Here is a 26,096-nt window from a genome sequence, read left to right on the forward strand (position 1 = left end):
CATATTTGTGCGTGCTCGGATAGCGTGAGCGCGACGTAACCGAGGAAGGCTCGATGTGGTCGACAATGACAATGTAATTCCGGTGTGGACGCTTGCTACAAAGCAGGCGGAGGTGCCCGCTATTCCGGACGAGGGAACCATGACGCCCGACCGACTGGCGGAGTTGCGGACAGTCCTGGCGGTGTTGGCCGAGACCCCGATCGCAACACTCGAGGCGCATCCGCTTCCGAAGTCGATCGACCTCGATCGAGGGATCTCCCTGGATAGTGCGAGTCCACTGGCTACCCATCTGTCGCAGCTGATCAGCCAGACATCCAAAGCTTCGTCGAGTTCAGCGGTCGCGAGTGGCGAGACGTTGTACCGCATGGTTGTCCCGGCAAAAGTCGCCGCGCAAGTTGGCAGTGGGCTGGTGAAACCGATGACGTCCAAGGCGGCGGCGGGTGGCGTGCACAGTGCGCTTATCGGATCTTCGGGGATTGCTGCGCAGGCCTCGTTCGTGCCTGTTGCAGGACAGGCAGCCGCGGTTGGTGCCGTTGGCGGGTCCGCCGCGACGGCAGGTCTTGCAGCAGCCAGTGCGGGTGCACTGACAGTCGCGGCTCCCCTGGTGTTGATGGCAGTCGCGGTTGGTGTCAGCGCCCACGCCGACCACAAGCGTGAACTCGCAATCGAGAACATCACCAAGTTACTCGAGAAGCTCCACGATGACGCGTTGCAAAAGGAACGTAACTCCCTGAACGGATGTCGGGGCGCGATCGACACTGCGACTGCGATTCTGCTCGATCAGGGACGCATCGGCGCGTCAGTTGGACTGGACTCCGCCGTACACGCGATCAGTGTCGGTATGGCGGATGCCGAAGGGCGACTGAAGAAATGGCAGCAGGGACTCGACGCATTGAAGACCGGTCGCGTCGAGCTCGATACTCTGCGAAAAGCGTTCACCGGAATCGACGAGGACGGTGGCGAGTTCCGCGCCCACCTCGAGCTTGCCGCACTCGCTATCGCGCTCAAGAAGCGTGTGATCGTCCTTCAAGCTGTGGAGCACGCTCAGATGGACGAAGCCAACCCTTTCGAGAGCTTCACTCGCGCGTTGAAGAGCGATCAGCAGCGTGTCGCGAAGTTGGAGTCGGGCATCGCGTCACTGCTCATGGGACTTTCCGAGCTGAGGCTTGACCGATCCCACGGTGTTCGTGATTTTGTGTTCAAGTCGAGTGAAGTCGACAAGATGCTGCGGACCGCATACCTGTTGCGGGAGTTGGGAGATGGGGTCGCAATGTCGGACAACGAATCCGACGTGGCGATCGAGATCGCAAGACGGCGTGATGGATCGGTTGTCGTCTTTCCCGCCCTGGCCGCCTAGTCCGAGCTGACTCGCACCGCAAATGAGCACGTAGCAGCCACTGGGTTCGTCGGTGGCTGCTACAGGTCCAGCCTCAGAGCGTCAGCAGCTTCTTCTGGACTTTGCCCATAGCGTTGCGGGGCAAGCTGTCCACCAGACAAACCTGGCGTGGGCGCTTGTGGATCGACAGTGATTCGGCGACGAAGTCCGAAACCACAGCGCAGTCGGCTACATCTCCGACGATGAAGGCGACTATGCGCTGGCCGAGATCGTCGTCCGGCACACCGACGACGGCGGCCTCGCGAACACCGGGGTATGCCAGAAGTGCCTGTTCCACCTCGCCTGCACCGATGCGGTATCCACCGGACTTGATCATGTCGACCGACTCGCGACCTACGATGCGGTGGAATCCGCTGTCGTCGATCACCGCGACGTCGCCGGTGCGGAACCAGCCGTCTTCGGTCATGGATTCCGCTGTCTTCGAGGGGTTCCCGAGGTACTCGTCGAAGAGAACGGCGCCCGCAACTTCCAGTTGCCCAAGCTGCTCTCCGTCGTGCGCCGACAATTCGCCGTTCTCGCCGCGCAACCTCGTCCTGACTCCCGGAACGGCGTGCCCGACCCAACCCGGGCGACGTTCGCCGTCGTGCGTCGTGCTGACGGTGATGAGGGTTTCACTCATTCCGTAGCGCTCGACGGGAGCCAACCCGGTCAGCGATTTCATCCGCTCGAACAATGGAACCGGAAGTGGTGCACTTCCGGACACGAGCAAGCGCGCGGATCGCAATGCTGCTGCCGCCGAGGGATCACCGCACACGCGTGACCAGACGGTCGGAACACCGAAGTACAACGAGCCACCCGCTGCGGCATACGAATCCGGAGTTGGTCTGAAGGTATGAATCAGCGGCGAACCCACGCGCAAGGCGCCCAACACGCCGAGAATCAACCCGTGGACGTGGAAGAGGGGCAGTCCGTGGACGAGTGTGTCCTCTGGCGTCCAATTCCACACATGAGCGAGCGCGTCGAGATCCGCTGCGATCGATGCTCGCGAGAGGACAACGCCTTTCGGAGCTCCGGTGGTTCCCGAGGTGTACATGATCAGTGCGGTAGCTGCCGCGCTCGGTTCGGGATAGGACGTCGCAGATCGCGCGTGAATATCGATGGGAATCAACGGGATACTCGAATCCGACGGTCCGTCTCCGAGTATCAGTTCGGCCTGGGAATCGGCGATGATGTGCTGACGTTCGAGCGGGCCGGAGTCCGGCGGGATCGGGACCACGGCAACACCGGCGATCAGCGCGCCGGCGACGGCGACCACTGTCTCGAGGCCGGCGGCGGCTTGTACTGCCACTCGCTGTGCACCATGGATTCGATCGGCGACCGCGGTGGCGGCGGCAAACAAGTCGGCGCGAGAGAGGGTCGCGCCTTCGCCGAAACTGACCGCCGCTCCGTGATCGTCGAAGATGCGGGGGTCGAGGGAGCGCAGAAGTGTGGATTCGCTGTTCATCGCGAGTTCCCTTTCTTTGAGCGAAGATTCAGACGGACCAGGGAACAACGAACAGCAACCAGGCGAGAATCGGCGTCACCACCATGATGGTCATGCCCCACCGCATCGTCAGCCCGAACACCACGTCGCGTTCTTCCGGAGCGGCGTTCGCGACCACCAGCGCGCCGTTGGTCGAGAACGGACTGCAATCGACCAGAGACGAGGAGATTGCCAGCGCGATGACCAGACCGGTTGCATTGACCTGACCGGTCATGAGGAATGGAATTGCCAAAGGGATGAGTGCGCCGAGGATTCCCGTGGTGGATGCAAACGCCGACACGATCGCGCCGATCAGACAGATCAAGAACGCCGCGAGAAGTGGAATCCCCACGTGTGCAACAGAATCCCCGAGCCACTGGACGGTGTTCTGGTTCTGCAGAAGAGCGACGTACGTGACGATTCCGCCGATGAGGAGCACGGTGCCCCAGCTGATCTTGTCGACGGCGCCGCGGGCGGAGGCAGGGAAGATCAGGGTGAGAAGTACCGCGACGGTCAGTGCGGTGAATCCGACGTCGAGGTCGAACACCAAGGCACCGAGTGCAAGCGACGCCAGTCCGAGCAAGGTGAGTCGGCGCTCGAGATTGAGCGCTCCCTCGTGCGGAGCGGTCCCACCCGAGGACTTGCCGCCACCCTTCGAGCTGTCGCCGGAACCCGAACCGGTGATGGTGTCGCTCCCGCCAGACGCATTGCCGACTGCGTTGACGAGCACGCGTTCGGAGGCGCCGCGCGCAATCAACGCGCGTCCGCCGAACGAGACGTACGCGATTGCGGCAACAACGGCCGCGGCCGCGAAGGTCGAGACGAACAGCAAGGCCGGGCTGGACGGGAGGCCGTTCTGGCGCATGACGTCGTTGGTGATCACACCGAAGATTCCGATAGGGGAGAAGCTGCCCGCCGTTGCGCCCTGGACGACCATGAAGCCCATCAGCATGGGGTGGATCCGGTAGCGGGTGGCGAAGCCCATCGCCACGGGCGCGATGATGGCGACGGCAGCGGGACTGACCGCGCCCATGGCGGTGACGGCCGCGCACACCGCGAACATCGCCCACGGCACGAGGGCCACTCGTCCTCTGACCGCGCGGACTGCCGCGTGAATGATCCAGTCGACCGTGCCGTTGTTTCTGGCCAGCGCGAACAGGTAGGTGACGCCGACCAGGATGACGAAGAGGCTGGCCGGGAAGCCGTCGAGGATCTCGCTGGTATCGACGGTGAAGACCAGTGTTCCGACGACGAAGGCAGCCACCAGGGCGAGCGCACCCATGTTCACCGACCTCACGGTGGATATGACGAACACCAGGACAAGTACTGACAGGGCTATGACATTTGCCATCGAACTCTCAATCCGTTCGCGACCAGCTTGTGGTCTGCATCACTTGGAATTGGCCTAGCCTCTCTGCCACTGCTCCATTTGTCAAGTACACTCCGAGGCATGAATTCGACGTCATCGCCCGGCTCGCGCTCGGGCCTGCCCGGACGATTGAAGCGTCCGCGCCTGTACGAGCAGTTGGCCGAGCACATTTCGAATTTCATCGAGGCTCAAGGCCTTTCGCCCGGCGATCGGCTTCCTCCCGAACGCAGCCTGGCTGCCGAACTCGGCGTGAGTCGCGCGTCGCTGGCTCAAGCGCTCGTGGCCCTCGAGATTCGGGGCAGAGTCGAAATTCAGCACGGTAACGGTGCAGTGATTCGTGAAGCTCCGACGCCCGACGCGGGTAGGTCTGCGGATTCGGGAGTGCGGTTGCAAGACCGAACCGTCGACGAACTGACTGCCGCCAGGGAAGCGATCATGGCCGGCCTGGCTCGGGCGGCGGCGTCGAATCCCAACGCTGCGCTTCGGGTCGCGATGTTGACCGACGACGGGACCGCGAGAAACTTCGCCGAGACGTGGCGCTGCGTCAGGCACCTGGCCGGAGGTGGCTTACTGGCTGACCTCGACGAGACCATCGCCCAGCAGGCGGACGTGCCCGAATCCTCGGCTCGACTGTCTGCGCGACTCGATCATCTCGCTCACCGCATCATCGACGGTGACCAATCGGGCGCCGCTGACGCTGTTGCGGGAATCCTCTCCGACACGGCCTGACGAATAACGGCGGACAAGCGTCGGAAAAACGCACGATAACCACTATGAGCATGTTCGCTCACAGGAAACTGTGCTGCGACGTAGCCCGGGAACCTGATCGGCAATGCGCACGTTGAACACAGTGACGACCGTTCCAACCAAGCGGCACGGCCGCTGGCGGGCATCGATGGGGCCGATCGCGGTAACCTGCAGGTGTCCGGTTGGCAGCCGGAAGGCGACCTGGCAGACCCGCACTCTCGAAAGGACCGGCCACATCGGCCGACCTGTATGAACCGTAAGACTGTGTTCCGTAACGTGCTACTCGTAGCCGTCGTGCTGTTGGTGATCTATGCCTTCAGCTACTTCAGCAACGACACCCGCGACTTCAAGACCGTCGACACCTCGGTCGCGATCTCCCAACTCGACGCCAAGAACGTTGAGTCGGCGCAGATCGACGACCGTGAGCAGCAGGTTCGTCTGTGGCTCAAGAACGGCAACGACGCCACCGACGGTAAGACGCAGATCCTGGCGAAGTACCCCGCGAGTGCGTCGGAGCAGATCTTCGACAAGGTCGAAGGCGCCGGTGCGGACAAGTTCAACACGACGGTCACTCAGGAGAGCTGGCTGACGTCGATCCTTCTGTTCGTGCTGCCGATGATCATTCTGTTCGGCATCTTCTTCTTCGTCATGAACCGGATGCAGGGCGGCGGTGGTCGCGGCGGAGTCATGGGATTCGGTAAGTCGAAGGCCAAGCAGCTCACCAAGGACATGCCGAAAACCACGTTCGCCGACGTCGCCGGTGCGGACGAGGCTGTCGAAGAGCTGTACGAGATCAAGGACTTCCTGCAGAACCCGGCTCGCTACCAGGCGCTCGGCGCCAAGATTCCGCGCGGTGTGCTGCTGTACGGCCCTCCCGGAACCGGTAAGACGCTGCTCGCACGCGCTGTCGCAGGCGAGGCCGGCGTCCCGTTCTTCACCATCTCCGGTTCTGACTTCGTCGAGATGTTCGTCGGTGTCGGTGCTTCGCGTGTTCGCGACATGTTCGAGCAGGCCAAGCAGAACAGCCCCTGCATCATCTTCGTCGACGAGATCGACGCCGTCGGTCGTCAGCGCGGCGCAGGCCTGGGCGGCGGACACGACGAGCGCGAGCAGACACTCAACCAGTTGCTCGTCGAGATGGACGGCTTCGGTGATCGCACCGGCATCATCTTGATCGCCGCAACCAACCGCCCCGACATCCTCGACCCCGCACTGCTGCGTCCGGGACGCTTCGATCGCCAGATTCCGGTCGGCGCCCCCGACCTCGCCGGTCGCCGCGCGATCCTGCGCGTGCACTCGCAGGGCAAGCCGATCGATCCCAACGCCGACCTCGAAGGTCTCGCCAAGCGGACCGTCGGAATGTCGGGTGCTGATCTCGCCAACGTCATCAACGAGGCTGCACTGCTCACCGCACGCGAAAACGGGACCGTCATCACCGAAGCCTCGCTCGAGGAATCGGTGGACCGTGTTGTCGGTGGACCGCGGCGTAAGAGTCGCATCATCAGCGAGCACGAGAAGAAGATCACGGCGTACCACGAGGGCGGTCACACGCTGGCTGCTTGGGCAATGCCTGACATCGAGCCGGTCTACAAGGTCACGATCCTCGCTCGCGGACGCACCGGCGGCCACGCGATGACCGTGCCCGAGGACGACAAGGGTTTGATGACGCGTTCGGAGATGATCGCTCGTCTCGTCATGGCAATGGGTGGACGCGCCGCAGAGGAGTTGGTGTTCCACGAGCCCACCACCGGAGCGTCGTCCGATATCGACATGGCGACCAAGATCGCCCGCGCGATGGTCACCGAATACGGCATGAGTGCCAAGCTCGGCGCGGTTCGCTACGGACAGGAGGGCGGGGATCCGTTCCTCGGCCGTTCGATGGGCGTTCAGTCCGACTACTCACACGAGATCGCCCGTGAAATCGACGAAGAGGTGCGCAACCTCATCGAGGCAGCGCACACCGAAGCGTGGGCAATCCTCAACGAGTACCGCGATGCGCTCGACCTCATCGCTACCGAACTGCTCGAGCGTGAGACGTTGACTCGCAAGGACCTCGAGAAGATCCTTGCCGGCGTCGAAAAGCGTCCGCGCATCACGGCTTTCAACGATTTCGGTGGGCGTACGCCTTCGGATCGTCCGCCGGTGAAGACTCCTCGCGAACTCGCGATCGAGCGCGGCGAAACCTGGCCGGAGCCCGCTGCCGCACCTGTTCTCGTCAAGGCAGGTGCACCCAACAGCGGTGCCCCCAACGGTGGTCTCCCCAACAACGGTGGTCTCCCCAACAACGGTGGTCTCCCCAACAACGGCAACCAGGGACCCTCGAACGGCTACGCACAGCCTTCGTACCCGCAGCCGAGTGCTCCGCAGCAGACTCCGCAACCGGGAACACCCGACTACGGAGCGCCCGCCGGATGGTCGGCACCGGGTTGGCCTCCGCGTGAGAACCCGTCGCCGACGTACCCCGGACAGCAGTCGGGTGGGTACACCGGTGGACAGAATCCGACCCCGCCGAACCAGTCGCAGGGCCAGTACGGTCAGCCCCAACACGGTCAGCCCCAGCCCGATCAGGGGCAGTACGGCCAGCCGCACCCGGGACAGCAGGCGTACCCGGAGCAGCCGCATCCCGGCCGCCGTTACCCCGCGCAGCCCGATTACCCGGTGCAGTACCCGGACAGTGGACCCATCGCCGATCCGAACCGGGGAAACCCGTCGGGTGAAAACCAGTGGCAGAGCCCCGCACCGGAACAGCCGCAAACTCCTCCGCCGCATCATTCGGCTGAGGACGAGGGACCGAGCACCGTTCGCTGGGACGGACCGGACGGATCTCGCTGACCTTGCGCCACTAGGCTCTGCGGCGGGGGACCTGTGAACAATTCTCGAGGAGAGTTCGGTTGTCGGTGAATGATGTGGCCAGTGAACTGGTGTCGCTCGGAACGGGCCGCCCGTTCGATCAGGCGCGGGCAGAGGCTGCCGTACGGGAATTGTTGATCGCGGTCGGTGAAGATCCGGAGCGCCCAGGCCTGCTCGATACGCCGGCCCGGGTTGCGCGCTCGTACAAGGAGATCTTCGCGGGTCTGTACTCCGAGCCCGACGACGCGTTGAACACAACTTTCGACGAGGGGCACCAGGAGTTGGTGCTCGTGCGAGACATTCCGATGTTCTCGACGTGCGAGCACCACCTGGTGTCCTTCCACGGTGTTGCTCACGTTGGCTACATCCCGGGAAAGTCGGGCAAGGTCACCGGTTTGTCGAAGCTCGCGCGCGTCGTCGACCTGTACGCCAAGCGTCCGCAGGTTCAAGAACGCCTGACCAGTCAGATCGCGGATGCTTTGATGCGCAAGCTCGACCCGCGTGGAGCCATCGTCGTCATCGAAGCCGAGCATCTGTGCATGGCGATGCGCGGTATCCGCAAGCCCGGAGCCAGCACGACCACGTCTGCGGTTCGTGGGCTCCTGCAATCCAGCGCGGCCTCGCGGTCCGAAGCGCTGGACCTCATCCTGCGTAAGTGAGCAAGATGTCCGCGGCTCCCGTTGCAGGCAGCGATCCGGCCCGGATGGTCGTGATGGGGATTCTGAACGTCACCGCCGATTCGTTTTCCGACGGTGGTCAATTTCTCGATCGTGACGCGGCGATCGCTCGCGGACTCGAACTGCAACGCATCGGCGTCGACATCGTCGACGTCGGCGGCGAGTCGACGCGTCCCGGAGCCACCCGTGTCGATCCGAAACTCGAGGCGGACCGAATTGCCCCGGTGATCGAAGAACTCGTGGCAGCCGGAATTCGCGTCAGCGTCGACACGATGCGTGCTTCCGTCGCCGCCGCCGCGATCGAAGCGGGCGCAGGCATCGTCAACGACGTATCGGGCGGTCGCGCAGACCCCGACATGGCGTCCGTTGTGGCCGACGCCGGAGTGCCCTGGATCCTCATGCATTGGCGCTCGGCCGGCGACTACGTCCATCGTGGCAGCGCCGATCACTACGACGACGTGGTCCGCGACGTCCGTGACGAACTGCTGTCGCAGGTCGATCTGGCGTTGAAGGCAGGGGTCGATTCGTCGTCGATCATCCTCGACCCCGGCCTCGGGTTCGCGAAGAACGCCGACCACAACTGGGCACTGTTGCGTGCACTACCCGAGTTCAACGCGACCGGATTCCCGGTACTGGTCGGTGCTTCCCGCAAGCGGTTCCTGGGGTCTCTGCTCAGCGATCCCGACGGCAATCCGCGTCCACCTGGTGGCCGCGAGACTGCGACGGCCGTGGTCTCCGCCCTTGCAGCGCGCGAAGGCGCCTGGGGAGTTCGGGTGCACGACGCACAAGCTTCGCTCGACGCCATTGCCGTGGTCGACGCCTGGAACCGTGGACGAGAAAGGGCCTGACATGGGGGACCGAATCGAATTGCGCGGACTGAAGGTTCGCGGCAATCACGGAGTGTTCGACCACGAGAAGCGTGACGGTCAGGACTTCTTCATCGACATCACCGTATGGATGGACTTGGCTCCCGCCGCGGCGTCGGACGACCTGACGCAGACCCTGCACTACGGCGAGTTGGCGGAAGCCGCCGCAGCGATAGTCGCCGGCCCGTCGCGCGATCTCATCGAGACCGTCGCCGCGGAGATCGCCGACGACGTCATGAAAGATTCGCGAGTCGAGAGCGTCGAGGTTGTTGTCCACAAACCGTCGGCACCGATTCCGCTGGTTTTTGCGGACGTCGCCGTCGTCGCACATCGGACCAGATCGGCATGACGCGCGCTGTTCTGTCGATCGGTTCCAACATCGGCGACAGCGTGGCTCACCTGCAGTCCGTTGTCGACGGGTTGGGCAGCGCCGTCGTTGCTGTCTCACCGGTCTACTCGACCGCGCCGTGGGGTGGCGTCGAGCAGCAGGATTTCTACAACGCGGTGGTGGTGGTCGACGATCCCGAAGCCGATGCCGCTGAATGGCTTCGCCGCTCGCAAGCTCTCGAGGAAGCCGCAGACCGGGTGCGCGAACAGCGGTGGGGGCCACGGAGCCTGGACGTGGACGTAGTCGACTGCGAAGGCGTCGTCAGTTCCGATCCCGTGCTCACACTTCCGCATCCGCGCGCGCATCTTCGGGCATTCGTTCTCGTTCCCTGGCTGGACGTCGAGCCTGACGCGACGCTGATCGTCGACGGCCAGAAGTTGCCGGTGGCACAAATTCTCGACGGCCTCGATAGCACTGAGCGCGAAGGTGTCCGCACTACCGATGTGGTGCTTGCGCGGTGACCGAAAACGACAAGGGTTTGAAGCCGACCCGGATCAGTGAACTCGCGGTACTCGCCGCAGTGGCGGCCGTGGCCACCTGGATTCTGATTCGCGTGTTCTACGGTTCGATGCCGCCCATCCCCGTTTATGCGGGAGCGTCGCTCTACTTCGTGGCCGTTGCCGAGGCCGTCTTCGCTTTTGTCATTCGTTCACGCGTCAAAAACCGGCAGGTCGGCGACGGGCTCAGACAGCTTCATCCGATCACCGCCGCCCGAGCGCTGGCATTGGCCAAAGCATCCGCTTTGGTCGGTTCAGCTACCGTCGGTGTCTGGGTCGGAGTGCTGGTGTATCTCATCCCACAGCGCTCGGTTCTGCAGGCTGCAGCCTCCGACACGCCGGGCGCGTGGGTGGGGTTGGGCGCCGCAATTGCGCTGGTAGCGGCAGCTCTGTGGCTCGAACATTGTTGCAAGACGCCGGAAGATACACCTGACGAGCCTGCGCACTGACAGCCTGGTCGGCAAATCACCCACCGAGGTACGTGGCGACCCCGGTCTCGGCAAGTACCCTGGCAACCATGACAAATTCTGGTCGATCGAAGTCTGCGCGCCGAAGCAAGCGCAGCGCGAGCCAGATGATCATTGCTGCTCTTCTGGCACTTGCTGTCATTGCTTCGCTGTTTCTGATTTTCAGCAACAGCGTTCAGCTTCTTCGGGTGGGTCTGGTCGTCGCTCTGTGGGCAGCCACCCTCGGCGCTATCGCCATGACCAAGTATCGGCGTGAGTCGGCACTGGACAAAGCCAAGGTTGCCGATCTGCAGACCGTGTACGAACTGCAGCTCGAACGTGAAATTTCTGCTCGACGCGAGTACGAACTGAGCGTCGAAGGTCGCGTGCGACGTGAGGTGACCGCGGACGCGGAGGAACTGGCCGGCCTGCGCGCCGAATTGGTGGCGCTGCGCCGAAACCTCGAAGCACTGTTCGAAGGTGGGCTGCTGCCCGAACAGACCGCGCTCAAGACCGATTCGACGCGAGTGCCGGAACTTGGCGGTAGTTCGTACGGCGCGTACCAGCCGGCACCGTCGGGGTTGTACGTTCCCGGCGCCGGCCAGAGCGGGCCCAGCCAACCGGCACCGAACGTCGGCGGCTTGGCTTCGCCCAACGACGATCCGGTGACTGCTGAGACAACCGTCGTGTTCGCGGAGACGTCGTGGCGTGACAGCAGCTTCGTGGCGCCGCGCGTCATCCCGACCCAGAAGTCTCGAGAGACGCAGAAGCCACAAGAGACGCAGAAGCCCCAGAGCGGGAACCAAGTACCGAGTTCTCCGGTGAGTTCCTCGCCGACACGAACGGTGAAAGACGTTCCGGTGAAGAAGGATTCGGAGCCGGTCGCGCCGGTCGAGCCTGAAGTCAAGGCTCCCGCCCAGGCCCCGAACATCGAAGATGCCGTCATCGAAGACGCTGTCGTCGAAGAGGTGCCCGAGGTTGTTCGCGCGGTTGTTCCCGACGCTGTCGCGGAAGCTGAACCCGAATCCGCTGCGGAGCCTGACGCGGAGCCGCGACGTCGTCGCCGTGCCGCTCCGGAAGATGCCGCCAGTGGTGCTCATTCCAACGGATTGACCGTCGCCGAAATCATGGCAAACCTGAGTTCGAACAACCCGTCCGAAGGCTCCGGCCGACGCCGTCGCCGAGAGGACTGAGTCGCAGATCACTCGCCCGGCCATGGCATGACGGTTCGGGCGAAGGATATCCTCGGACGCAGAACGTCTGGTACCCGCCGAGCGGGACTGGAACGAACGAGAGGAATCCGGTGACTTCCTTCGGGATCACTAATGGACCTGCACCTGCGCGATTGACGGTAGGAATTGTCTCCGCAGGCCGGGTCGGAACAGCTGTCGGTGCCGCATTGGAGCGAGCCGGTCATGTTGTCAGCGCTTGCTCCGCCGTCTCCAGCGCCTCGGTTGCCCGCGCTGTGAAGCGGCTTCCCGATACCGAAATTCTTCCGGCCGCCGACGTCGCAGCTCGTTCCGAGTTGCTGATTCTCGCCGTTCCTGACGATCAACTTGCGGATCTTGTTCGAGGTCTGGCGGCCACCCATGCCGTCAAGCCGGGCACGCTCGTCGCGCATACGTCCGGTGCCAACGGGATCGCGATCCTGACTCCACTCACCGAACTGGGCGCACTACCCCTGGCTATCCATCCGGCGATGACGTTCACCGGTCACGACGAGGACACCGCACGGCTGTCGTCGGCATGCTTCGGAATCACCGCTGCCGACGACATCGGTTACGCGATCGCGCAGTCACTGGTCCTCGAGATCGGCGGCGAGCCCGTCCGAGTGCGCGAGGAGAACCGCGCGCTCTACCACGCCGCACTGGCTCACGGCAGTAATCACCTGGTCACGCTCGTGGTCGACGCCGTCGAGGCCCTGCGAGCGTCGTTGCAAGGTGACGAGCTGCTCGGTCAGCAGTTGGTCGACGGCGATCCGGGTGGAGTGGCCGAGCGAGTCCTGCAGCCGCTGCTGTCGGCGGCCTTGGACAACGCGCTACGACGCGGTCCCTCGGCGTTGACCGGCCCGGTGGCACGCGGCGACGCTGCTGCTGTCGACACACATTTGCGCGTACTGACAGACCTGGATCCGGAGCTCGCTGCCGGCTATCGGGCGATGTCCTTGCGATCGGCCCAGCGGGTGGGCGCCCCCACCGAATTGTTCGACATCTTGACTGAAACGGGAGGTGACCGTCGTGAGTGATCTGCAGGGCGGATACAAGCGCGGCGAACTGACGGTGCACCACGATCCGGACAAGCTTCGGCGCGTCTCGCGGGCACTGCGAGGTGTCGGGCGTCAGGTGGCGCTCGTTCCGACGATGGGTGCGCTGCATGCCGGCCACATCGAACTGGTTCGTCAGGCCAAGGTCACCGGCGCCGTCGTGATCGTTTCCATCTTCGTGAACCCGCTCCAGTTCGGTGCCGGCGAAGATCTGGACGCGTACCCGCGCACTCTCGATGCGGATCTCGACCTGTTGCGCGCCGAGGGCGTCGAATTGGTGTTCGCGCCGAGCGCCAAGACGATGTACCCGCGGGGCCAGCGCACCACCATCGTGCCGGGCCCGTTGGGTAGCGAACTCGAAGGCGGAGCGCGCCCCACTCACTTCGCGGGAATGCTGACGGTAGTGGCGAAGTTGCTGCAGATCGCGGCACCCAATCACGCGTACTTCGGTGAGAAGGACTACCAGCAGCTGACGCTCATCCGTCAGATGGTGTGGGATCTCAACTTCGATGTACAGATCATCGGAGTTCCGACGGTTCGCGAGTTCGACGGTCTCGCGTTGTCCTCTCGCAATCGCTACCTCGACGAGAACCAGCGCGCGGCAGCGGTCGCGCTGTCCGCCGCTCTGATCGCCGGTGCACACGCGGCGGCTGGGGGAGCGGAAGCAATCCTGGAAACCGCACGCGCTGTTCTGGCAGCTGTTCCGGAAATCGAGGTCGACTACCTCGAGGTTCGGGGCGTCGATCTGGGCCCCGCGCCCGAGCGAGGTGACGGTCGACTGTTGGTGGCCGCCAAGCTCGGAACCACCCGTTTGATCGACAACGTCGGTGTCGCGGTGGGAACCGGCTTCCTCGAGCGTGACACCGACCCATCCGCCGACGCCATCGACGACCTGCTGTCTCACTGAGCACTTTTCACGAGTAAGGACCTGGATATGTTTCGCACGATGATGAAGTCGAAGATCCACCGCGCCACCGTGACTCACGCCGACCTGCATTACGTCGGCTCCGTCACCGTCGACCAGGATCTGATGGACGCCGCAGACCTCCTCGAAGGCGAACAGGTGTGCATCGTCGACATCGACAACGGTGCGCGTCTCGAGACGTACGTCATTGCCGGCGAGCGCGGAACCGGTGTCATCGGAATCAATGGTGCGGCAGCGCATCTGGTAAAGCCAGGCGACCTGGTCATCCTCATCGCCTACGGCGTGATGAACGAGCAGGAAGTCAAGGAGTACTCCCCGCGCGTCGTCTTCGTCGATGCCGACAACAAGCAGATCGAACTCGGTTCCGACCCGGCTCACGCGCCGGAGGGTTCGGGTCTGATCACCCCACGCATGCTGTCGACGCTCGAGGCCTCGCGCGAATCCAGCCTGGTGTAATCCATGCTGCTCACGGTCGACGTCCGGAACACCAACATCGTTCTCGGTCTGTTCTCCGGGACTGGTGAGTATTCGAAGCTGTTGCAGGACTGGCGAATGCGAACCGATCCTCGGATGACTGCCGACGAGTTGGCGTTGACCTTCCGTGGGCTGTTGGGTTCTCATGTCGATCAGATCACCGGCGTTGCGGCGCTGTCGACAGTGCCGTCCGTCTTGCGTGAAATCCGTGTGATGCTCGAGCGGTACTGGGGTCACGTTCCCCATGTGGTGGTCGAACCGGGTATTCGCACCGGTGTGCCACTGCTGGTGGACAACCCCAAAGAGGTGGGAGCCGACCGGATCGTCAACAGCCTTGCCGCTCACCATCTTTACGAGGGGCCATGCATTGTCGTGGACTTCGGTACGTCGACCTGTGTCGACGTCGTTTCCGCCAAGGGTGAGTTTCTGGGCGGCTGCATCGCGCCCGGACTCGAGATCTCGACCGATGCCTTGGCGTCGCAGTCCGCTGCGCTGCGCAAGGTCGAATTGGTGCGCCCGCGTTCGGTGGTCGGCAAGAATACCGTCGAATGCATGCAGTCCGGTGCGGTATTCGGCTTTGCGGGCCTCGTCGACGGATTGGTCAACCGCGTCCGCGACGAACTACCGGAGTTCGGTGGTGACGACGTCTCCGTGATCGCGACCGGGGACAGCGCACCGCTGATCATTCCCGAGTCCGACACCATCGATCACCTCGAACGGGACCTCACTCTCGAGGGGCTGAGGTTGGTCTTCGAGCGCAATCAGGCGCGTCGTGGATCCGGTCGACGACCCGTCGCCTGATCGATGGTTTCGTTCCAGCGGTTTCGCGATTGCAAAAGTTATGCCACAATGGTGCTCGTGAATCGCTGCATGGGTGCTCAGGAGTGTTGTCGAGGCTGACCGCTGCCTTGACCAATTCACATTCCTTGGAGCTAGCTCGTGCTATCCACATATTCTGCAGATCTCTCTGTTTTGGCCCCGACCCTTACTGCTGACCGTGCGGTTTCCGCAGGTCGTAGCGCTAATCGTGGGGCGTCCGGACGCCGCCCGAGTGGTGCGTCGTTGCCCACCCGCCTTCGCCCGGCCGATCTGCTGCGGCTGACCGACGAGGGAGCAAACGGCGTGCTCGACGGCCGTTTCGACCACCTCATCCCCGACACCTTCCCGACGCTCGACCGTTGGTCCACCCGCTTGCACGCGGACGACGACGTCGATGTGTGGCTCATCAGTTGGGTACCCGAACGCAACACCGAATTGCACGACCACGCAGGCTCGTTCGGCGCCTTGACCGTCCTCAGTGGTTCGCTCACCGAATTCCGTTGGGCCGGTGACGCCCTGGTGGAACGCCAGCTCGACGCCGGCGACCAGGCTTCGTTCCCGCTCGGCTGGGTTCACGATGTCGTGCGTTCGACGGATGCTCCCGGTGCTCCGATCGAAATCAGCTCTGATGCACCGACTCTGAGCGTTCACGCGTACTCGCCGCCGCTGACGGCAATGTCCTTCTACGAAGTGACGGATCACCGGACACTTCGCCGCACCCGTACCGAGCTGACCGACCTGCCCGAGGGGGGCACCAAATGACCATCGACCAAATGCTCGACGACGCTCGCGCACAGATCGATCGTATGTACGTCTTCCAGCTCACCGAAGCCTTCCACCGCGGCGCGATCTTCGTCGACATTCGCCCGCAGGCGCAGCGCGCCATCGAGGGAACTCTTCCCGGCGCACTCGCGATCGAGCGGAACGTGCTCGAATGGCGCCTCGACCCCACCAGCAGCGCACACCTCGCGTTGGCCACCGACCACGACGTCGAGTGGGTGATCGTCTGCTCCGAGGGCTACACCTCGAGCCTGGCCGCAGCGTCGTTGCAGCAGTTGGGTCTGCACAAGGCCACCGATCTCGTGGGCGGGTACCAGGCGATCAAGGCCGCCGGCCTGCTCGGTGCGCTCAGCGGAGTGCGTCATTGCTCCCGCGAGTTGGCGGCGGTTTCGGCTCATTGAGGTATTTGCTGTGCGCCTTTATTAACCGCGGGCGGTTAATAAAGGCGCACAGCGGGTCTGGCGGTACATCTTCGGGCTCATTCCGTGATGGCGGGTGAACGCCGTTGTGAGGGCAAAGGGGCTCGAGTAGCCCACTTCTCGCGCGATCGACGACACCGTTCGTGCCGGGTCTGCGAGTAGATCCGCCGCCACCGACAAGCGCCACTCGGTCAGATAGCCGACGGGTCCGATCCCCATGAGGCTGGTGAACCGGCGCGCGAAGGCTGCTCGTGAACTGCCGGACTCCTGGGCCAGGCTCGCGACCGTCCAGGGGTGTTCCGGCCGATTGTGTATGAGCCGCAAGGCATGCCCGATGATGGGATCCTCGTAGGCCTTGATCCATCGCGGTGATCGATTCGGGTTCTCGGCGAACCAGGTCCGGGCCGCCGATATCAGGACCAGGTCAAGGAGCCTGTCCAACAACACTTCCTGTCCTGGCCCGTCGGCGGCGATCTGTTGTTCCAGAAGGTTTGTCATCGGCGCGGTTTCGATGCTGCGTCGCACTACCGCGACGGGTGTCAGGCTGTCGAGGATCTGACGGCTGACATAGGAGTCCAAACGGTATGTGCCCGTGAGCATGACGGTCTGACCACTGGTCGAGTTGCCCCAGGTGCGAATGCCGTGAACTGACATGTCCTCGAGTGGTGATCCGTCGACCGCAGCGCAGTTTTGTGCCTCGTCGATGAGTACGTGGACCGGGGTGTCCGGGTGATCGGCGACCGTATACGGATCGGGGCCGCGCAACAGTGCAACGTCGCCGGCCTCGAGATCTTCTGTCTGTCCGGTGTCGGAGACGACGACCGCGCTGCCTCGAACCAGAACCAGCACGGTGATCGGTGCGTGGTCCTCGATACGTAATGACCACGGTGGATCGAGCAGCGAGCGCAGTAGAAAAGCGCCCTCCGCCCGCGATCCGGCCAGCATCATCGACAATGCATCCATGCTTCGACCGTAGACGCTGGCGTATGTTTTTGCGACCTTCGGCTATGGATCGTATTGACGCTCCGCGGTCGAATGAGTGCATGACGACAACAAGCGACATTCAATCGGCAGTAGTGATCGGTGGTACCGGCAAGACCGGTGCGCGCGTTGCGCAGAGGCTGACGGCGGTGGGAATCCGTACCCGAATCGCGTCGAGAACATCCGGGACGCGTTTCGACTGGAACGATCAGACGACGTGGCAGCCAGCAGTGTCCGGCGTCGACGTGGCATATGTGACGTATGCGCCAGATCTGGCTGTTCCGGAATCGAGCGCCCACATCGAGGAGTTCGCGGAGCTTGCGTACCGCGAAGGGGTTCGTCGCATGGTGCTCCTGTCCGGGCGCGGTGAACCGGCGGCGCAGAAAGCCGAGCAGGTTCTCGCCGACAGCGGTCTGGAATGGGCTGTGGTGCGGGCCAGTTGGTTTGCCCAGAACTTCAGTGAGGGGTACCTACTCGATCCGATTCGGGAAGGCCACCTGGCACTTCCGGTCGGTGAGGTGGGGGAGCCGTTCATCGACGTCGACGATCTCGCCGACGTGGCGGTGGCCGCATTGACTCGAACCGACCTCCTCGGCCGAGTTCTCGAGGTGACAGGTCCGGAGTTGCTCACTTTCGCGGCGGCGGTTGATGCGATTTCGACGGCGTCGGGTCGTCTCGTGACATTCGAAAGAATTGGACTCAAACAGTTTTCCGACGGCATGGCGGAGGTCGGCGTCCCGAGTGACGTCGTGGAGTTACTCAGGTACCTGTTTGCCGAGGTTCTCGACGGACGAAATCAAAGTGTGACCGGTGTCGTCGAAGAGGTCCTGGAACGACCCGCTCGAGATTTCACCACTTTTGCCGCCGAGGCTGCTCGAACGGGGGTCTGGTCGTGAAGAAATCCGAGATTTTCTTGGAGCTGCTGCTCGGGGTGACTGCGCTCGGCGCGCTCGTCGCCGGTGGTGCGTTGTTTGCCTTCTCGTCCTTCGTGATGCCCGCTCTGCGGTCGGTCGATGCACATACCGCGATCACGTCGATGCAGGCGATCAACGTCGAAGCGCCGCGTAGTGCGTTGATGCTGCCGCTGGTCGGATCGGCGCTCACCGCGATCGCCGCTGGAATCTGGGCAGCGATCTCCAGACCGGACGGCTGGGTCCTTGCCGTCGTCGGTTGCGTCGGGGTGCTCGCGTCCTTCGCGGTGACCGCGATCTACCACGTCCCTCGCAACGACGCGTTTGCCTCGGTCAGCACTACCGACGCGGCCGCATGGGCGTCGTACGAGGCGGGTTGGACTATGTGGAATTACGTTCGGGTCGGGCTGTACCTGCTGTCGGGAATCGTGCTCGCGGTGGCCGCGGTGCTACCAGCAACAAACGCGGTGGACACGGCCCAGTAGTCTTGTACCCCGTGAGTGATGTAGAAGCCCAGCCAGTCGACGACACCCCCGAGCAGCTCCGTATCCGGCGCGAGAAGCGTGAACGGATCCTGGCGCAGGGGCAGGAGGCGTACCCGGTTTCGGTCGATCGCACCCACACGCTCGCGCAGATCCGCGCGGAGTACCCGGAACTCGAGCCGGACACGGCGACTGGTGTGCTGGTCGGCGTCGTCGGCCGCGTCATCTTCATGCGCAACACCGGCAAGTTGTGCTTCGCGACTCTGCAGGAAGGCGACGGTACCCAGCTGCAGGCCATGATCAGCCTCGCCGGCGTCGGCGAAGAGGCACTGGCTGCCTGGAAGTCCGACGTCGACCTCGGCGACTTCGTCTTCATCCACGGTGAGGTCATCAGCTCCCGTCGCGGCGAGCTCAGCGTGATGGCTGACGCGTGGCAGATCGCGTCCAAGTCGCTGCGCCCCCTGCCGGTTGCTCACAAGGAAATGAGCGAAGAGTCCCGGGTGCGTCAGCGCTACGCGGATCTGATCGTTCGCCCCGAGGCTCGGGACAACGCCCGCAAGCGCGTCGCTGTTGTCCGTGCGCTGCGCAATGCACTCGAGAGCCGCGGCTTCCTCGAGGTCGAGACGCCGATGCTGCAGACGCTGCACGGCGGCGCGGCAGCTCGCCCGTTCGTCACGCACTCGAACGCCCTCGACATCGACCTGTACCTGCGTATCGCGCCGGAACTGTTCCTCAAGCGTTGCGTCGTCGGCGGTATCGAGAAGGTCTTCGAGATCAACCGCAACTTCCGCAACGAGGGCGTCGACTCCACTCACTCGCCCGAGTTCGCGATGCTCGAGACGTACGAGGCCTACGGCACGTACGACGATTCCGCGAAGATGATTCGTGAACTCGTCCAGGAAGTTGCGCAGGAAGCATTCGGCACGCAGGTCCTCACCCTCGCCGACGGTTCCGAGTACGACGTCAGTGGCGAGTGGCAGGTTCTCGAGATGTACCCGTCGCTGTCGGCTGCCATCGGCACCGAGGTCACGCCGGATACAACGGTCGACGAGCTTCTCGCTCTGGCGGAGAAGGTCGGCCTCGAGGTTCCCAAGGACAAGGGCTACGGCCACGGCAAGCTCGTCGAGGAGCTGTGGGAGCACCAGTGCGGCGATCAGCTGTACGTGCCGACGTTCGTCCGTGACTTCCCGGTCGAGACGTCGCCCCTGACCCGTGATCACCGCAGCAAGAAGGGTGTCACCGAGAAGTGGGACCTGTACATCCGCGGATTCGAGTTGGCGACAGGCTACTCCGAACTTGTCGACCCGGTCATCCAGCGTGAGCGCTTTGTCGACCAGGCGCGCCTCGCGTCGGCAGGCGACGACGAAGCGATGGTGCTGGACGAGGAGTTCCTCGCCGCGATGGAACAGGGCATGCCGCCGACCACCGGCACCGGCATGGGAATCGATCGACTGCTGATGGCTTTGACTGGTCTCGGTATTCGCGAGACGATCCTCTTCCCGATCGTTCGTCCGTCCGCTCGCTAGCTTTACTTCGATCAAGGTTCGGCCGCACATGTTGCGGCCGAACCTTTTTCAGTTGGGGCGCTCCCAAGGTATTCGATAGTTCCCAACGACATTCGCCTGCGGCAAAGGATTCATCCATGCGCGGTCGCCCGAGTTTCGGACTCTCGAATTGTTGCGATGATTTGGTCGATCGTGCCCTGGTTGAGTGCGTCAGGTAGTCCCTGATCCGACTGGACAAGGAAGACCATGACCTCGGCTGTGGAGTATCCGGGTGTGGTGACGACATCGAATTGTGCTGAGGGCGGATCGCATTCGTTGTCCGCCGGGATATTTGTGACGGTTGCGGCGTACCGGATCGCAGGGCGTCCGGAGATGGTGAAATTCGTGGGTCCGCCGTAAGCGATACTGGCGAGAGTGCTGTTCTTGGAGGCGAAGATTGCGCTCGGTAGAGGTCTTTTCTCGAGCCGTCGTCTGTCATGATTCCCCCGTCTGGATGCATCCCCCGATGCGTCGCGAGGAGTGTATCGGCACTGTCTTTGTCGCAAGACAAGTCGACCGGCATACCCGGCGGCGAGAAGTCCCAATCATCCTGACGAGCCAAGACAGGACGTTTGTCCAGGTGCTATTGTCGCTGCTTATCGAAGGATCTGGGGAGGAATGGTCGTGGTGAAAAAGGTTGTTGTCACGATGGTTGACGATCTGGACAAAAAATCGCCCGCGGACGAAACTGTGGAGTTTTCCGTCGACGGAGTTGCTTACGAAATCGATCTCACCGCCGCTCACGCCGCGGAACTGCGCGATGCACTGAAAAAGTGGATTCCTCATGCGAGAAAGTCGAATTCCGCCAAATCAGTCAACGGAGCGGTGACCAAATCCCGTCCCGTTGCCGACCGCGATCAGAGTGCCGCCATCCGCGAATGGGCCAAGGGTGCCGGCTTCGAGATTTCGGCCCGCGGTCGTATTTCCACCGAGGTGCGCCGAGCCTACGAAAAGGCCGTCTGAAATGGATCGCGAATGGATTCGGGCGCATTTTGCCGAAACGGATTGATAACGCGTTCTAGTTTGTTAGCGTCTGCACGGTTCGCATCTCTCGTAGAGGAGTCGGTCGTGCACAGAAACAGGTTGTTCGGGGGCGTGGTTCTTGCCGCTCTGATGCTCGTCGGGTTCACCTCCGTGGCTTCGGCTCAGGCTCCGTTGCCCGTGCCCAATGCCTTCCTTGCCGGTGTTCCTCAGGAGTTGGGAAATCCTGGCGGTTCAGCTCCGGGATCCAATGACTTTTCGTGTAAACCGACTGCCGAACATCCCAATCCGGTTGTGCTCGTTCACGGAACGGGTGGAAACAGGCAGACCAACTGGGCCACCTATGCGCCGTTGCTCGCCAACGAGGGCTACTGCGTCTTCGCGCTGACGTACGGCAACTTCCCCGAGCAACCGTGGCCGTTGTCGGCGATCGGTGGAATGCAGGAAATTCCTTCCAGCGCAGCACAATTGTCGAATTTCGTCGATCAAGTACTTGATGCCACGGGTGCTACATCGGTAGATCTGATCGGACATTCCCAGGGCACCATCATCAACGGGTACTACGCGAAGTTCCTCGGTGGTGCCGACAAAGTGGACAACATCGTCTCGGTGGCGTCGCTGTGGAAGGGAACGCTCGGAAACGAGCAGGCAAGTGTCGGCCGCAGCCTTCGCGAACTCGGGGTATCCGAGGCAGCGCAGGCCGGATTCCCGATCTGCAAGGCATGTCTGAACATGGGGGCAGGCTCGGAGTTCATCGAAAATCTCCGTGCGGGAGGCGTTTACGCGCCGGGTGTTCACTACACGAACATCACGACCCGCTACGACGAACTGGTGCTGCCGTATACGAATGGGCTGGAGCCTGGGCCGAACGCCACCAACATCGTCGTCCAGGACGGTTGTGAGCAAGACATCTCCGATCACCTCGCCATCGCGGCATCGCTGCGCGCCGCGACTTTTGCTCTCAATGCACTCGACCCCGCGCATCAGCGGCCGGTACCGTGCAACTCGGTATTGCCCGTCGTGGGTTGATCACTATGCGGAGGCCTTCGGTGGGGATTCGAACATGCGTGGGCGCTCTCGCTGTGGCGGGAGCCGTGGCCGCGTCCGCGCCGTCTCTTGCGTCGGCGAACGAACCTCTTCCCGTTCCGTCCGGTTTCCTCAGTGGAATCGTCCTCGAAGCGACCAACCCGGGCGGATCGGCCCCTGGCACCAACGACTTCTCGTGCGCGCCTTCCGCTGCTCATCCTGATCCGGTCGTCCTGGTGCACGGGACGGCGGCCAACCGTCAGACCAATTGGGGCGTACTCGCACCCGTACTGGCCAACGAGGGATACTGCGTTTTTGCGCTCACCTTCGGGAATCGAACGGACCAGCCGTGGCCGATTTCCGCGGCCGGCGGTCTCGCACCACTCGGAGACAGCGCAGGGCAGCTGTCGGACTTCGTCGACGACGTTCTCTCTGCGACGGGTGCCTCGAAGGTCGACCTGATCGGGCACTCCCAGGGGACGACGGTCAGTGCCTACTACGCCAAGTTCCTCGGCGGTGACACGCACGTTTCCAAGATCGTCTCCATCGCTCCGTTGTGGGACGGCTCGGAGGTCGGCCCGCCGGAAGGCGTCGGGGGACCGGATTTCGACAACGCCAGCTTCGTCACCGAACTGCGCGACGCGGGCGTCTACTCCGATGACGTCGAGTACACCAACATCGTGACTCGGTTCGATCAAGTGGTCGTTCCGTACAGCAGCGGAATACTGGCCGCGTCGAACGCGTCGAACATAGTTGTTCAGGACGGTTGCGAGCAGGACCTGTCGGATCACATCGCGCTGGTGGCGTCGCAGCGAACGGCGACTCTGACGCTCAACGCGCTGGATCCGTCGAATCCGCGTGAGGTGCCGTGCGCTCGGGTACTCCCGATATTCGGCTGATCAGGCGTCGAAAATCGCTGTTCGCTTCAGGCGTACAGGAACCGGGAAACGATTCCCTCAGCTGCGACGTTGTGAACGGTAAGCAGTCCGGCTTCCGCCGCCAATCGGGTGGAGGAGCAGCAGGTAGACTTCGCGCCCTCTAGAGTAATAAGTGGGGTCGTGCAACCTTTGTCGATTCGTGGACGTCAGTCCGCTGACCGGCGAGGCGATCAGTCTGTAGTGCCGGAGCGAAACGCGGCGACCAGGGACGAGACATCCGGTCTCGAACCTGCCCGCCGGAGAGTGTGAGGGAGAGCGATGTTCGAGAGGTTCACCGATCGCGCGCGGCGCGTTGTTGTCCTGGCTCAAGAAGAAGCCAGGATGCTCAACCACAACTACATCGGCACGGAGCACATCCTTCTCGGCCTCATTCACGAGGGCGAAGGTGTCGCAGCCAAGTCGTTGGAGTCGTTGGGTATCTCCCTCGAGGGAGTCCGCAGCCAGGTCGAGGAGATCATCGGCCAGGGCCAGCAGGCTCCGTCCGGTCACATCCCCTTCACACCGCGCGCCAAGAAAGTCCTCGAGCTGAGTCTGCGCGAAGCGCTGCAGCTCGGACACAACTACATCGGTACGGAGCACATCCTGCTCGGTCTCATCCGTGAGGGTGAGGGCGTAGCAGCCCAGGTTCTGGTCAAGCTCGGTGCCGATCTCAACCGCGTCCGCCAGCAGGTCATCCAGCTGCTGTCGGGCTACCAGGGCAAGGAGCCCACCGAAACCGGTGGCACCCGCGGAGAGGCCGGCACGCCGTCCACCTCGCTCGTGCTCGACCAGTTCGGTCGCAACCTGACGCAAGCTGCCCTCGAAGGCAAGCTGGACCCGGTCATCGGCCGCTCGAAGGAAATCGAGCGTGTCATGCAGGTTCTCTCGCGTCGTACCAAAAACAACCCGGTTCTCATCGGTGAACCCGGTGTCGGTAAGACCGCTGTGGTCGAGGGCCTGGCTCAGGCAATCGTCAACGGTGAGGTCCCCGAGACCCTCAAGGACAAGCAGCTGTACACGCTCGACCTCGGGTCGCTCGTGGCCGGCAGCCGTTACCGCGGTGACTTCGAAGAGCGCCTGAAGAAGGTTCTCAAGGAGATCAACACCCGCGGCGACATCATCCTGTTCATCGACGAGCTGCACACCCTCGTGGGTGCGGGCGCGGCCGAGGGCGCTATCGACGCGGCCTCCATCCTCAAGCCCAAGCTTGCTCGCGGTGAGCTGCAGACCATCGGTGCCACCACGCTCGACGAGTACCGCAAGTACATCGAGAAGGATGCTGCTCTCGAGCGTCGTTTCCAGCCCGTTCAGGTGGGCGAGCCGACCGTCGAGCACACCATCGAGATCCTCAAGGGTCTTCGTGACCGCTACGAGGCTCACCACCGTGTCTCCATCACGGACGGTGCTCTCGTGGCAGCGGCGACGCTGGCCGACCGCTACATCAACGACCGCTTCTTGCCGGACAAGGCGATCGACCTCATCGACGAGGCGGGCGCGCGAATGCGCATCCGTCGGATGACTGCACCGCCGGACCTGCGCGAATTCGACGATCGCATCGCCGACGCGCGTCGCGAGAAGGAGTCCGCGATCGACGCGCAGGACTTCGAGAAGGCTGCGAACCTGCGTGACAAGGAGAAGACCCTCGTTGCTCAGCGCGCTGAGCGTGAGAAGCAGTGGCGTGCGGGCGACCTGGACGTCATTGCCGAGGTCGACGACGAGCAGATCGCCGAGGTTCTGGGCAACTGGACCGGTATCCCCGTCTTCAAGCTCACCGAGGAGGAGACCACTCGTCTGCTCCGCATGGAAGAGGAACTGCACAAGCGGATCATCGGCCAGGAAGAGGCGGTCAAGTCCGTCTCGAAGGCGATCCGTCGTACGCGTGCAGGTCTGAAGGATCCCAAGCGTCCCTCGGGCTCGTTCATCTTCGCCGGCCCGTCCGGTGTCGGTAAGACGGAGCTCGCGAAGTCGCTCGCCAACTTCCTGTTCGGCGACGACGACGCTCTGATCCAGATCGACATGGGCGAGTTCCACGACCGCTTCACCGCTTCGCGTCTGTTCGGTGCCCCTCCCGGGTACGTCGGGTACGAAGAGGGTGGCCAGCTCACCGAGAAGGTGCGCCGCAAGCCGTTCAGCGTCGTGCTGTTCGACGAGATCGAGAAGGCACACCAGGAGATCTACAACACCCTCCTGCAGGTGCTCGAGGACGGCCGTCTCACCGACGGTCAGGGACGTACCGTCGACTTCAAGAACACGGTGCTGATCTTCACGTCCAACCTCGGTACGTCGGACATCTCCAAGGCAGTCGGCCTGGGCTTCAGCTCGGGAACTGGCACGGAGTCGAACTACGAGCGCATGAAGCTCAAGGTTCACGACGAGCTGAAGAAGCACTTCCGTCCCGAGTTCTTGAACCGTATCGACGACATCGTCGTCTTCCATCAGCTCACGAACGAGCAGATCGTTCAGATGGTCGACCTGATGCTCGCTCGCGTCGAGGCGGCACTCAAGAACAAGGACATGGCCATGGAGGTCACCGACAAGGCCAAGTCGCTTCTGGCCAAGCGCGGATTCGATCCGGTACTGGGTGCACGACCGCTGCGTCGCACCATCCAGCGCGAGATCGAGGACCAGATGTCCGAGAAGATCCTCTTCGGAGAGATCGGACCCGGCCACATCGTGCTCGTCGACGTCGAGAACTGGGACGGCGAAGGCTCGGGTGAGGACGCGAAGTTCACGTTCACGCCCACCAAGAAGCCGATCGACGTGCCGGACGCACCGCCGATCGAGCTGACCAAGGCCGGCGAAAGCGAAAGCGCAGCAGAGTAGTACAGCAGAGTAGGTAACGAACGGGCGGCACCTCACCGGTGCCGCCCGTTTCG

26 protein-coding genes are annotated in these 26,096 nt (G+C 63.1%); 23 read left to right on the forward strand and 3 right to left on the reverse strand.

All coding sequences use genetic code 11. The features are described 5' to 3' along the window. Nucleotides 1-55 precede the first annotated feature (55 nt). Nucleotides 56-1,357: a hypothetical protein gene (locus G9U53_RS08490; RefSeq protein ID WP_165638581.1), complete on the forward strand. Its 1,302-nt coding sequence runs from the start codon at nucleotides 56-58 to the stop codon at nucleotides 1,355-1,357. Nucleotides 1,358-1,430: 73 nt separating this feature from the next. On the opposite strand, the gene G9U53_RS08495 is transcribed toward G9U53_RS08490, so the two are convergent. Next, nucleotides 1,431-2,840: an acyl-CoA synthetase gene (locus G9U53_RS08495; RefSeq protein WP_165638582.1), complete on the reverse strand. Its 1,410-nt coding sequence runs from the start codon at nucleotides 2,838-2,840 to the stop codon at nucleotides 1,431-1,433. Between the two features lie 28 nt (nucleotides 2,841-2,868). Then, nucleotides 2,869-4,209, reverse strand: a complete 1,341-nt coding sequence (locus tag G9U53_RS08500) for an SLC13 family permease (protein WP_064688651.1) — start codon at nucleotides 4,207-4,209, stop codon at nucleotides 2,869-2,871. A gap of 99 nt (nucleotides 4,210-4,308) precedes the next feature. Here G9U53_RS08500 and G9U53_RS08505 point away from each other — a divergent pair, with 99 nt between their 5' ends. The 14 genes from G9U53_RS08505 (at nucleotide 4,309) to G9U53_RS08570 (ending at nucleotide 16,360) form a co-directional block, all read left to right on the forward strand. Continuing rightward, nucleotides 4,309-4,956 carry a GntR family transcriptional regulator gene (locus G9U53_RS08505; protein WP_070161950.1) on the forward strand — a complete coding sequence of 216 codons (648 nt, stop codon included), beginning with the start codon at nucleotides 4,309-4,311 and terminating at the stop codon, nucleotides 4,954-4,956. A gap of 267 nt (nucleotides 4,957-5,223) precedes the next feature. Further along, nucleotides 5,224-7,806 carry an ATP-dependent zinc metalloprotease FtsH gene (ftsH, locus tag G9U53_RS08510; RefSeq protein ID WP_165638583.1) on the forward strand — a complete coding sequence of 861 codons (2,583 nt, stop codon included), beginning with the start codon at nucleotides 5,224-5,226 and terminating at the stop codon, nucleotides 7,804-7,806. Nucleotides 7,807-7,865: 59 nt separating this feature from the next. Continuing rightward, nucleotides 7,866-8,483 (forward strand): GTP cyclohydrolase I FolE, encoded by a 618-nt coding sequence (folE, locus tag G9U53_RS08515; RefSeq protein ID WP_019746783.1) that lies wholly within the window; start codon nucleotides 7,866-7,868, stop codon nucleotides 8,481-8,483. Nucleotides 8,484-8,488: 5 nt separating this feature from the next. Continuing rightward, nucleotides 8,489-9,349, forward strand: coding sequence for a dihydropteroate synthase (folP, locus tag G9U53_RS08520; RefSeq protein WP_020968349.1), 861 nt, complete (start codon nucleotides 8,489-8,491; stop codon nucleotides 9,347-9,349). A gap of 1 nt (nucleotide 9,350) precedes the next feature. Beyond that, entirely contained in the window at nucleotides 9,351-9,716 is a 366-nt protein-coding gene (folB, locus tag G9U53_RS08525) for a dihydroneopterin aldolase (RefSeq protein WP_003945780.1), read from the forward strand. Further along, on the forward strand, nucleotides 9,713-10,216 hold the full coding sequence (gene folK / locus G9U53_RS08530) for a 2-amino-4-hydroxy-6-hydroxymethyldihydropteridine diphosphokinase (protein ID WP_042923562.1): 504 nt from the start codon (nucleotides 9,713-9,715) through the stop codon (nucleotides 10,214-10,216). The genes folB and folK overlap by 4 nt, the downstream gene beginning before the upstream one ends. Before the next feature lie 17 nt (nucleotides 10,217-10,233). Next, nucleotides 10,234-10,701, forward strand: coding sequence for a DUF3180 domain-containing protein (locus G9U53_RS08535; protein WP_153213529.1), 468 nt, complete (start codon nucleotides 10,234-10,236; stop codon nucleotides 10,699-10,701). A gap of 68 nt (nucleotides 10,702-10,769) precedes the next feature. Further along, nucleotides 10,770-11,891: a DUF6779 domain-containing protein gene (locus G9U53_RS08540; RefSeq protein WP_207624124.1), complete on the forward strand. Its 1,122-nt coding sequence runs from the start codon at nucleotides 10,770-10,772 to the stop codon at nucleotides 11,889-11,891. A 110-nt stretch (nucleotides 11,892-12,001) separates the two neighbouring features. Then, complete coding sequence (locus G9U53_RS08545) at nucleotides 12,002-12,943, forward strand: DUF2520 domain-containing protein (protein WP_003945822.1); 942 nt, start codon at nucleotides 12,002-12,004, stop codon at nucleotides 12,941-12,943. Further along, nucleotides 12,936-13,868 (forward strand): pantoate--beta-alanine ligase, encoded by a 933-nt coding sequence (gene panC, locus G9U53_RS08550; RefSeq protein ID WP_003945953.1) that lies wholly within the window; start codon nucleotides 12,936-12,938, stop codon nucleotides 13,866-13,868. The genes G9U53_RS08545 and panC overlap by 8 nt, the downstream gene beginning before the upstream one ends. Nucleotides 13,869-13,895: 27 nt before the next feature. Continuing rightward, on the forward strand, nucleotides 13,896-14,342 hold the full coding sequence (panD, locus tag G9U53_RS08555; protein WP_003945761.1) for an aspartate 1-decarboxylase: 447 nt from the start codon (nucleotides 13,896-13,898) through the stop codon (nucleotides 14,340-14,342). Between the two features lie 3 nt (nucleotides 14,343-14,345). Further along, the gene (locus tag G9U53_RS08560) at nucleotides 14,346-15,161 is read left to right on the forward strand and encodes a type III pantothenate kinase (RefSeq protein WP_007726991.1); all 816 of its coding nucleotides are present in this window, start codon (nucleotides 14,346-14,348) and stop codon (nucleotides 15,159-15,161) included. Nucleotides 15,162-15,422: 261 nt separating this feature from the next. Continuing rightward, on the forward strand, nucleotides 15,423-15,941 hold the full coding sequence (locus G9U53_RS08565; RefSeq protein ID WP_007726989.1) for a cysteine dioxygenase family protein: 519 nt from the start codon (nucleotides 15,423-15,425) through the stop codon (nucleotides 15,939-15,941). Next, nucleotides 15,938-16,360: a rhodanese-like domain-containing protein gene (locus G9U53_RS08570; protein WP_003945445.1), complete on the forward strand. Its 423-nt coding sequence runs from the start codon at nucleotides 15,938-15,940 to the stop codon at nucleotides 16,358-16,360. The genes G9U53_RS08565 and G9U53_RS08570 overlap by 4 nt, the downstream gene beginning before the upstream one ends. Before the next feature lie 21 nt (nucleotides 16,361-16,381). Here the strand turns inward: G9U53_RS08570 and G9U53_RS08575 are convergent, their stop codons facing one another. Continuing rightward, nucleotides 16,382-17,341 carry an AraC family transcriptional regulator gene (locus G9U53_RS08575; RefSeq protein WP_083055972.1) on the reverse strand — a complete coding sequence of 320 codons (960 nt, stop codon included), beginning with the start codon at nucleotides 17,339-17,341 and terminating at the stop codon, nucleotides 16,382-16,384. Between the two features lie 80 nt (nucleotides 17,342-17,421). On the opposite strand from G9U53_RS08575, the gene G9U53_RS08580 reads away from it, so the two are divergent. From G9U53_RS08580 to G9U53_RS08610, 8 genes are all read left to right on the forward strand, one after another. Beyond that, a complete protein-coding gene (locus G9U53_RS08580) occupies nucleotides 17,422-18,255 on the forward strand; it encodes an NAD(P)H-binding protein (protein ID WP_083055974.1) in 834 nt (277 codons plus the stop codon). Continuing rightward, nucleotides 18,252-18,755 carry an anthrone oxygenase family protein gene (locus G9U53_RS08585; RefSeq protein WP_165638584.1) on the forward strand — a complete coding sequence of 168 codons (504 nt, stop codon included), beginning with the start codon at nucleotides 18,252-18,254 and terminating at the stop codon, nucleotides 18,753-18,755. Before G9U53_RS08580 ends, G9U53_RS08585 begins: the two co-directional genes overlap by 4 nt. Before the next feature lie 11 nt (nucleotides 18,756-18,766). Further along, on the forward strand, nucleotides 18,767-20,278 hold the full coding sequence (gene lysS / locus G9U53_RS08590; protein ID WP_003945834.1) for a lysine--tRNA ligase: 1,512 nt from the start codon (nucleotides 18,767-18,769) through the stop codon (nucleotides 20,276-20,278). A 225-nt stretch (nucleotides 20,279-20,503) separates the two neighbouring features. Continuing rightward, entirely contained in the window at nucleotides 20,504-20,656 is a 153-nt protein-coding gene (locus G9U53_RS33280) for a hypothetical protein (RefSeq protein ID WP_198035686.1), read from the forward strand. Between the two features lie 264 nt (nucleotides 20,657-20,920). Next, entirely contained in the window at nucleotides 20,921-21,259 is a 339-nt protein-coding gene (locus G9U53_RS08595) for an Lsr2 family protein (protein WP_003945673.1), read from the forward strand. Nucleotides 21,260-21,409: 150 nt separating this feature from the next. Next, the gene (locus G9U53_RS08600; RefSeq protein WP_047269726.1) at nucleotides 21,410-22,306 is read left to right on the forward strand and encodes an alpha/beta fold hydrolase; all 897 of its coding nucleotides are present in this window, start codon (nucleotides 21,410-21,412) and stop codon (nucleotides 22,304-22,306) included. A 38-nt stretch (nucleotides 22,307-22,344) separates the two neighbouring features. Next, complete coding sequence (locus G9U53_RS08605; RefSeq protein WP_063315060.1) at nucleotides 22,345-23,202, forward strand: alpha/beta fold hydrolase; 858 nt, start codon at nucleotides 22,345-22,347, stop codon at nucleotides 23,200-23,202. Between the two features lie 297 nt (nucleotides 23,203-23,499). After that, nucleotides 23,500-26,043, forward strand: coding sequence for an ATP-dependent Clp protease ATP-binding subunit (locus G9U53_RS08610; protein WP_003945604.1), 2,544 nt, complete (start codon nucleotides 23,500-23,502; stop codon nucleotides 26,041-26,043). Nucleotides 26,044-26,096: the final 53 nt, after the last annotated feature.

This window comes from Rhodococcus sp. D-46, from assembly GCF_011290655.1.
Lineage (GTDB): Bacteria > Actinomycetota > Actinomycetes > Mycobacteriales > Mycobacteriaceae > Rhodococcus_F > Rhodococcus_F qingshengii.

Bases quoted from the DNA above. Each gene is read 5' to 3' on its own strand.
- G9U53_RS08495 (WP_165638582.1), bottom strand. From the start codon at position 2,840: ATGAACAGCGAATCCACACTTCTGCGCTCCCTCGACCCCCGCATCTTC.
- G9U53_RS08500 (WP_064688651.1), bottom strand. From the start codon at position 4,209: ATGGCAAATGTCATAGCCCTGTCAGTACTTGTCCTGGTGTTCGTCATA.
- G9U53_RS08505 (WP_070161950.1), top strand. From the start codon at position 4,309: ATGAATTCGACGTCATCGCCCGGCTCGCGCTCGGGCCTGCCCGGACGA.
- ftsH (WP_165638583.1), top strand. From the start codon at position 5,224: ATGAACCGTAAGACTGTGTTCCGTAACGTGCTACTCGTAGCCGTCGTG.
- folP (WP_020968349.1), top strand. From the start codon at position 8,489: ATGTCCGCGGCTCCCGTTGCAGGCAGCGATCCGGCCCGGATGGTCGTG.
- folB (WP_003945780.1), top strand. From the start codon at position 9,351: ATGGGGGACCGAATCGAATTGCGCGGACTGAAGGTTCGCGGCAATCAC.
- folK (WP_042923562.1), top strand. From the start codon at position 9,713: ATGACGCGCGCTGTTCTGTCGATCGGTTCCAACATCGGCGACAGCGTG.
- G9U53_RS08540 (WP_207624124.1), top strand. From the start codon at position 10,770: ATGACAAATTCTGGTCGATCGAAGTCTGCGCGCCGAAGCAAGCGCAGC.
- panD (WP_003945761.1), top strand. From the start codon at position 13,896: ATGTTTCGCACGATGATGAAGTCGAAGATCCACCGCGCCACCGTGACT.
- G9U53_RS08560 (WP_007726991.1), top strand. From the start codon at position 14,346: ATGCTGCTCACGGTCGACGTCCGGAACACCAACATCGTTCTCGGTCTG.
- G9U53_RS08570 (WP_003945445.1), top strand. From the start codon at position 15,938: ATGACCATCGACCAAATGCTCGACGACGCTCGCGCACAGATCGATCGT.
- G9U53_RS08575 (WP_083055972.1), bottom strand. From the start codon at position 17,341: ATGGATGCATTGTCGATGATGCTGGCCGGATCGCGGGCGGAGGGCGCT.
- G9U53_RS08580 (WP_083055974.1), top strand. From the start codon at position 17,422: ATGACGACAACAAGCGACATTCAATCGGCAGTAGTGATCGGTGGTACC.
- G9U53_RS33280 (WP_198035686.1), top strand. From the start codon at position 20,504: ATGACCTCGGCTGTGGAGTATCCGGGTGTGGTGACGACATCGAATTGT.
- G9U53_RS08600 (WP_047269726.1), top strand. From the start codon at position 21,410: ATGCTCGTCGGGTTCACCTCCGTGGCTTCGGCTCAGGCTCCGTTGCCC.
- G9U53_RS08610 (WP_003945604.1), top strand. From the start codon at position 23,500: ATGTTCGAGAGGTTCACCGATCGCGCGCGGCGCGTTGTTGTCCTGGCT.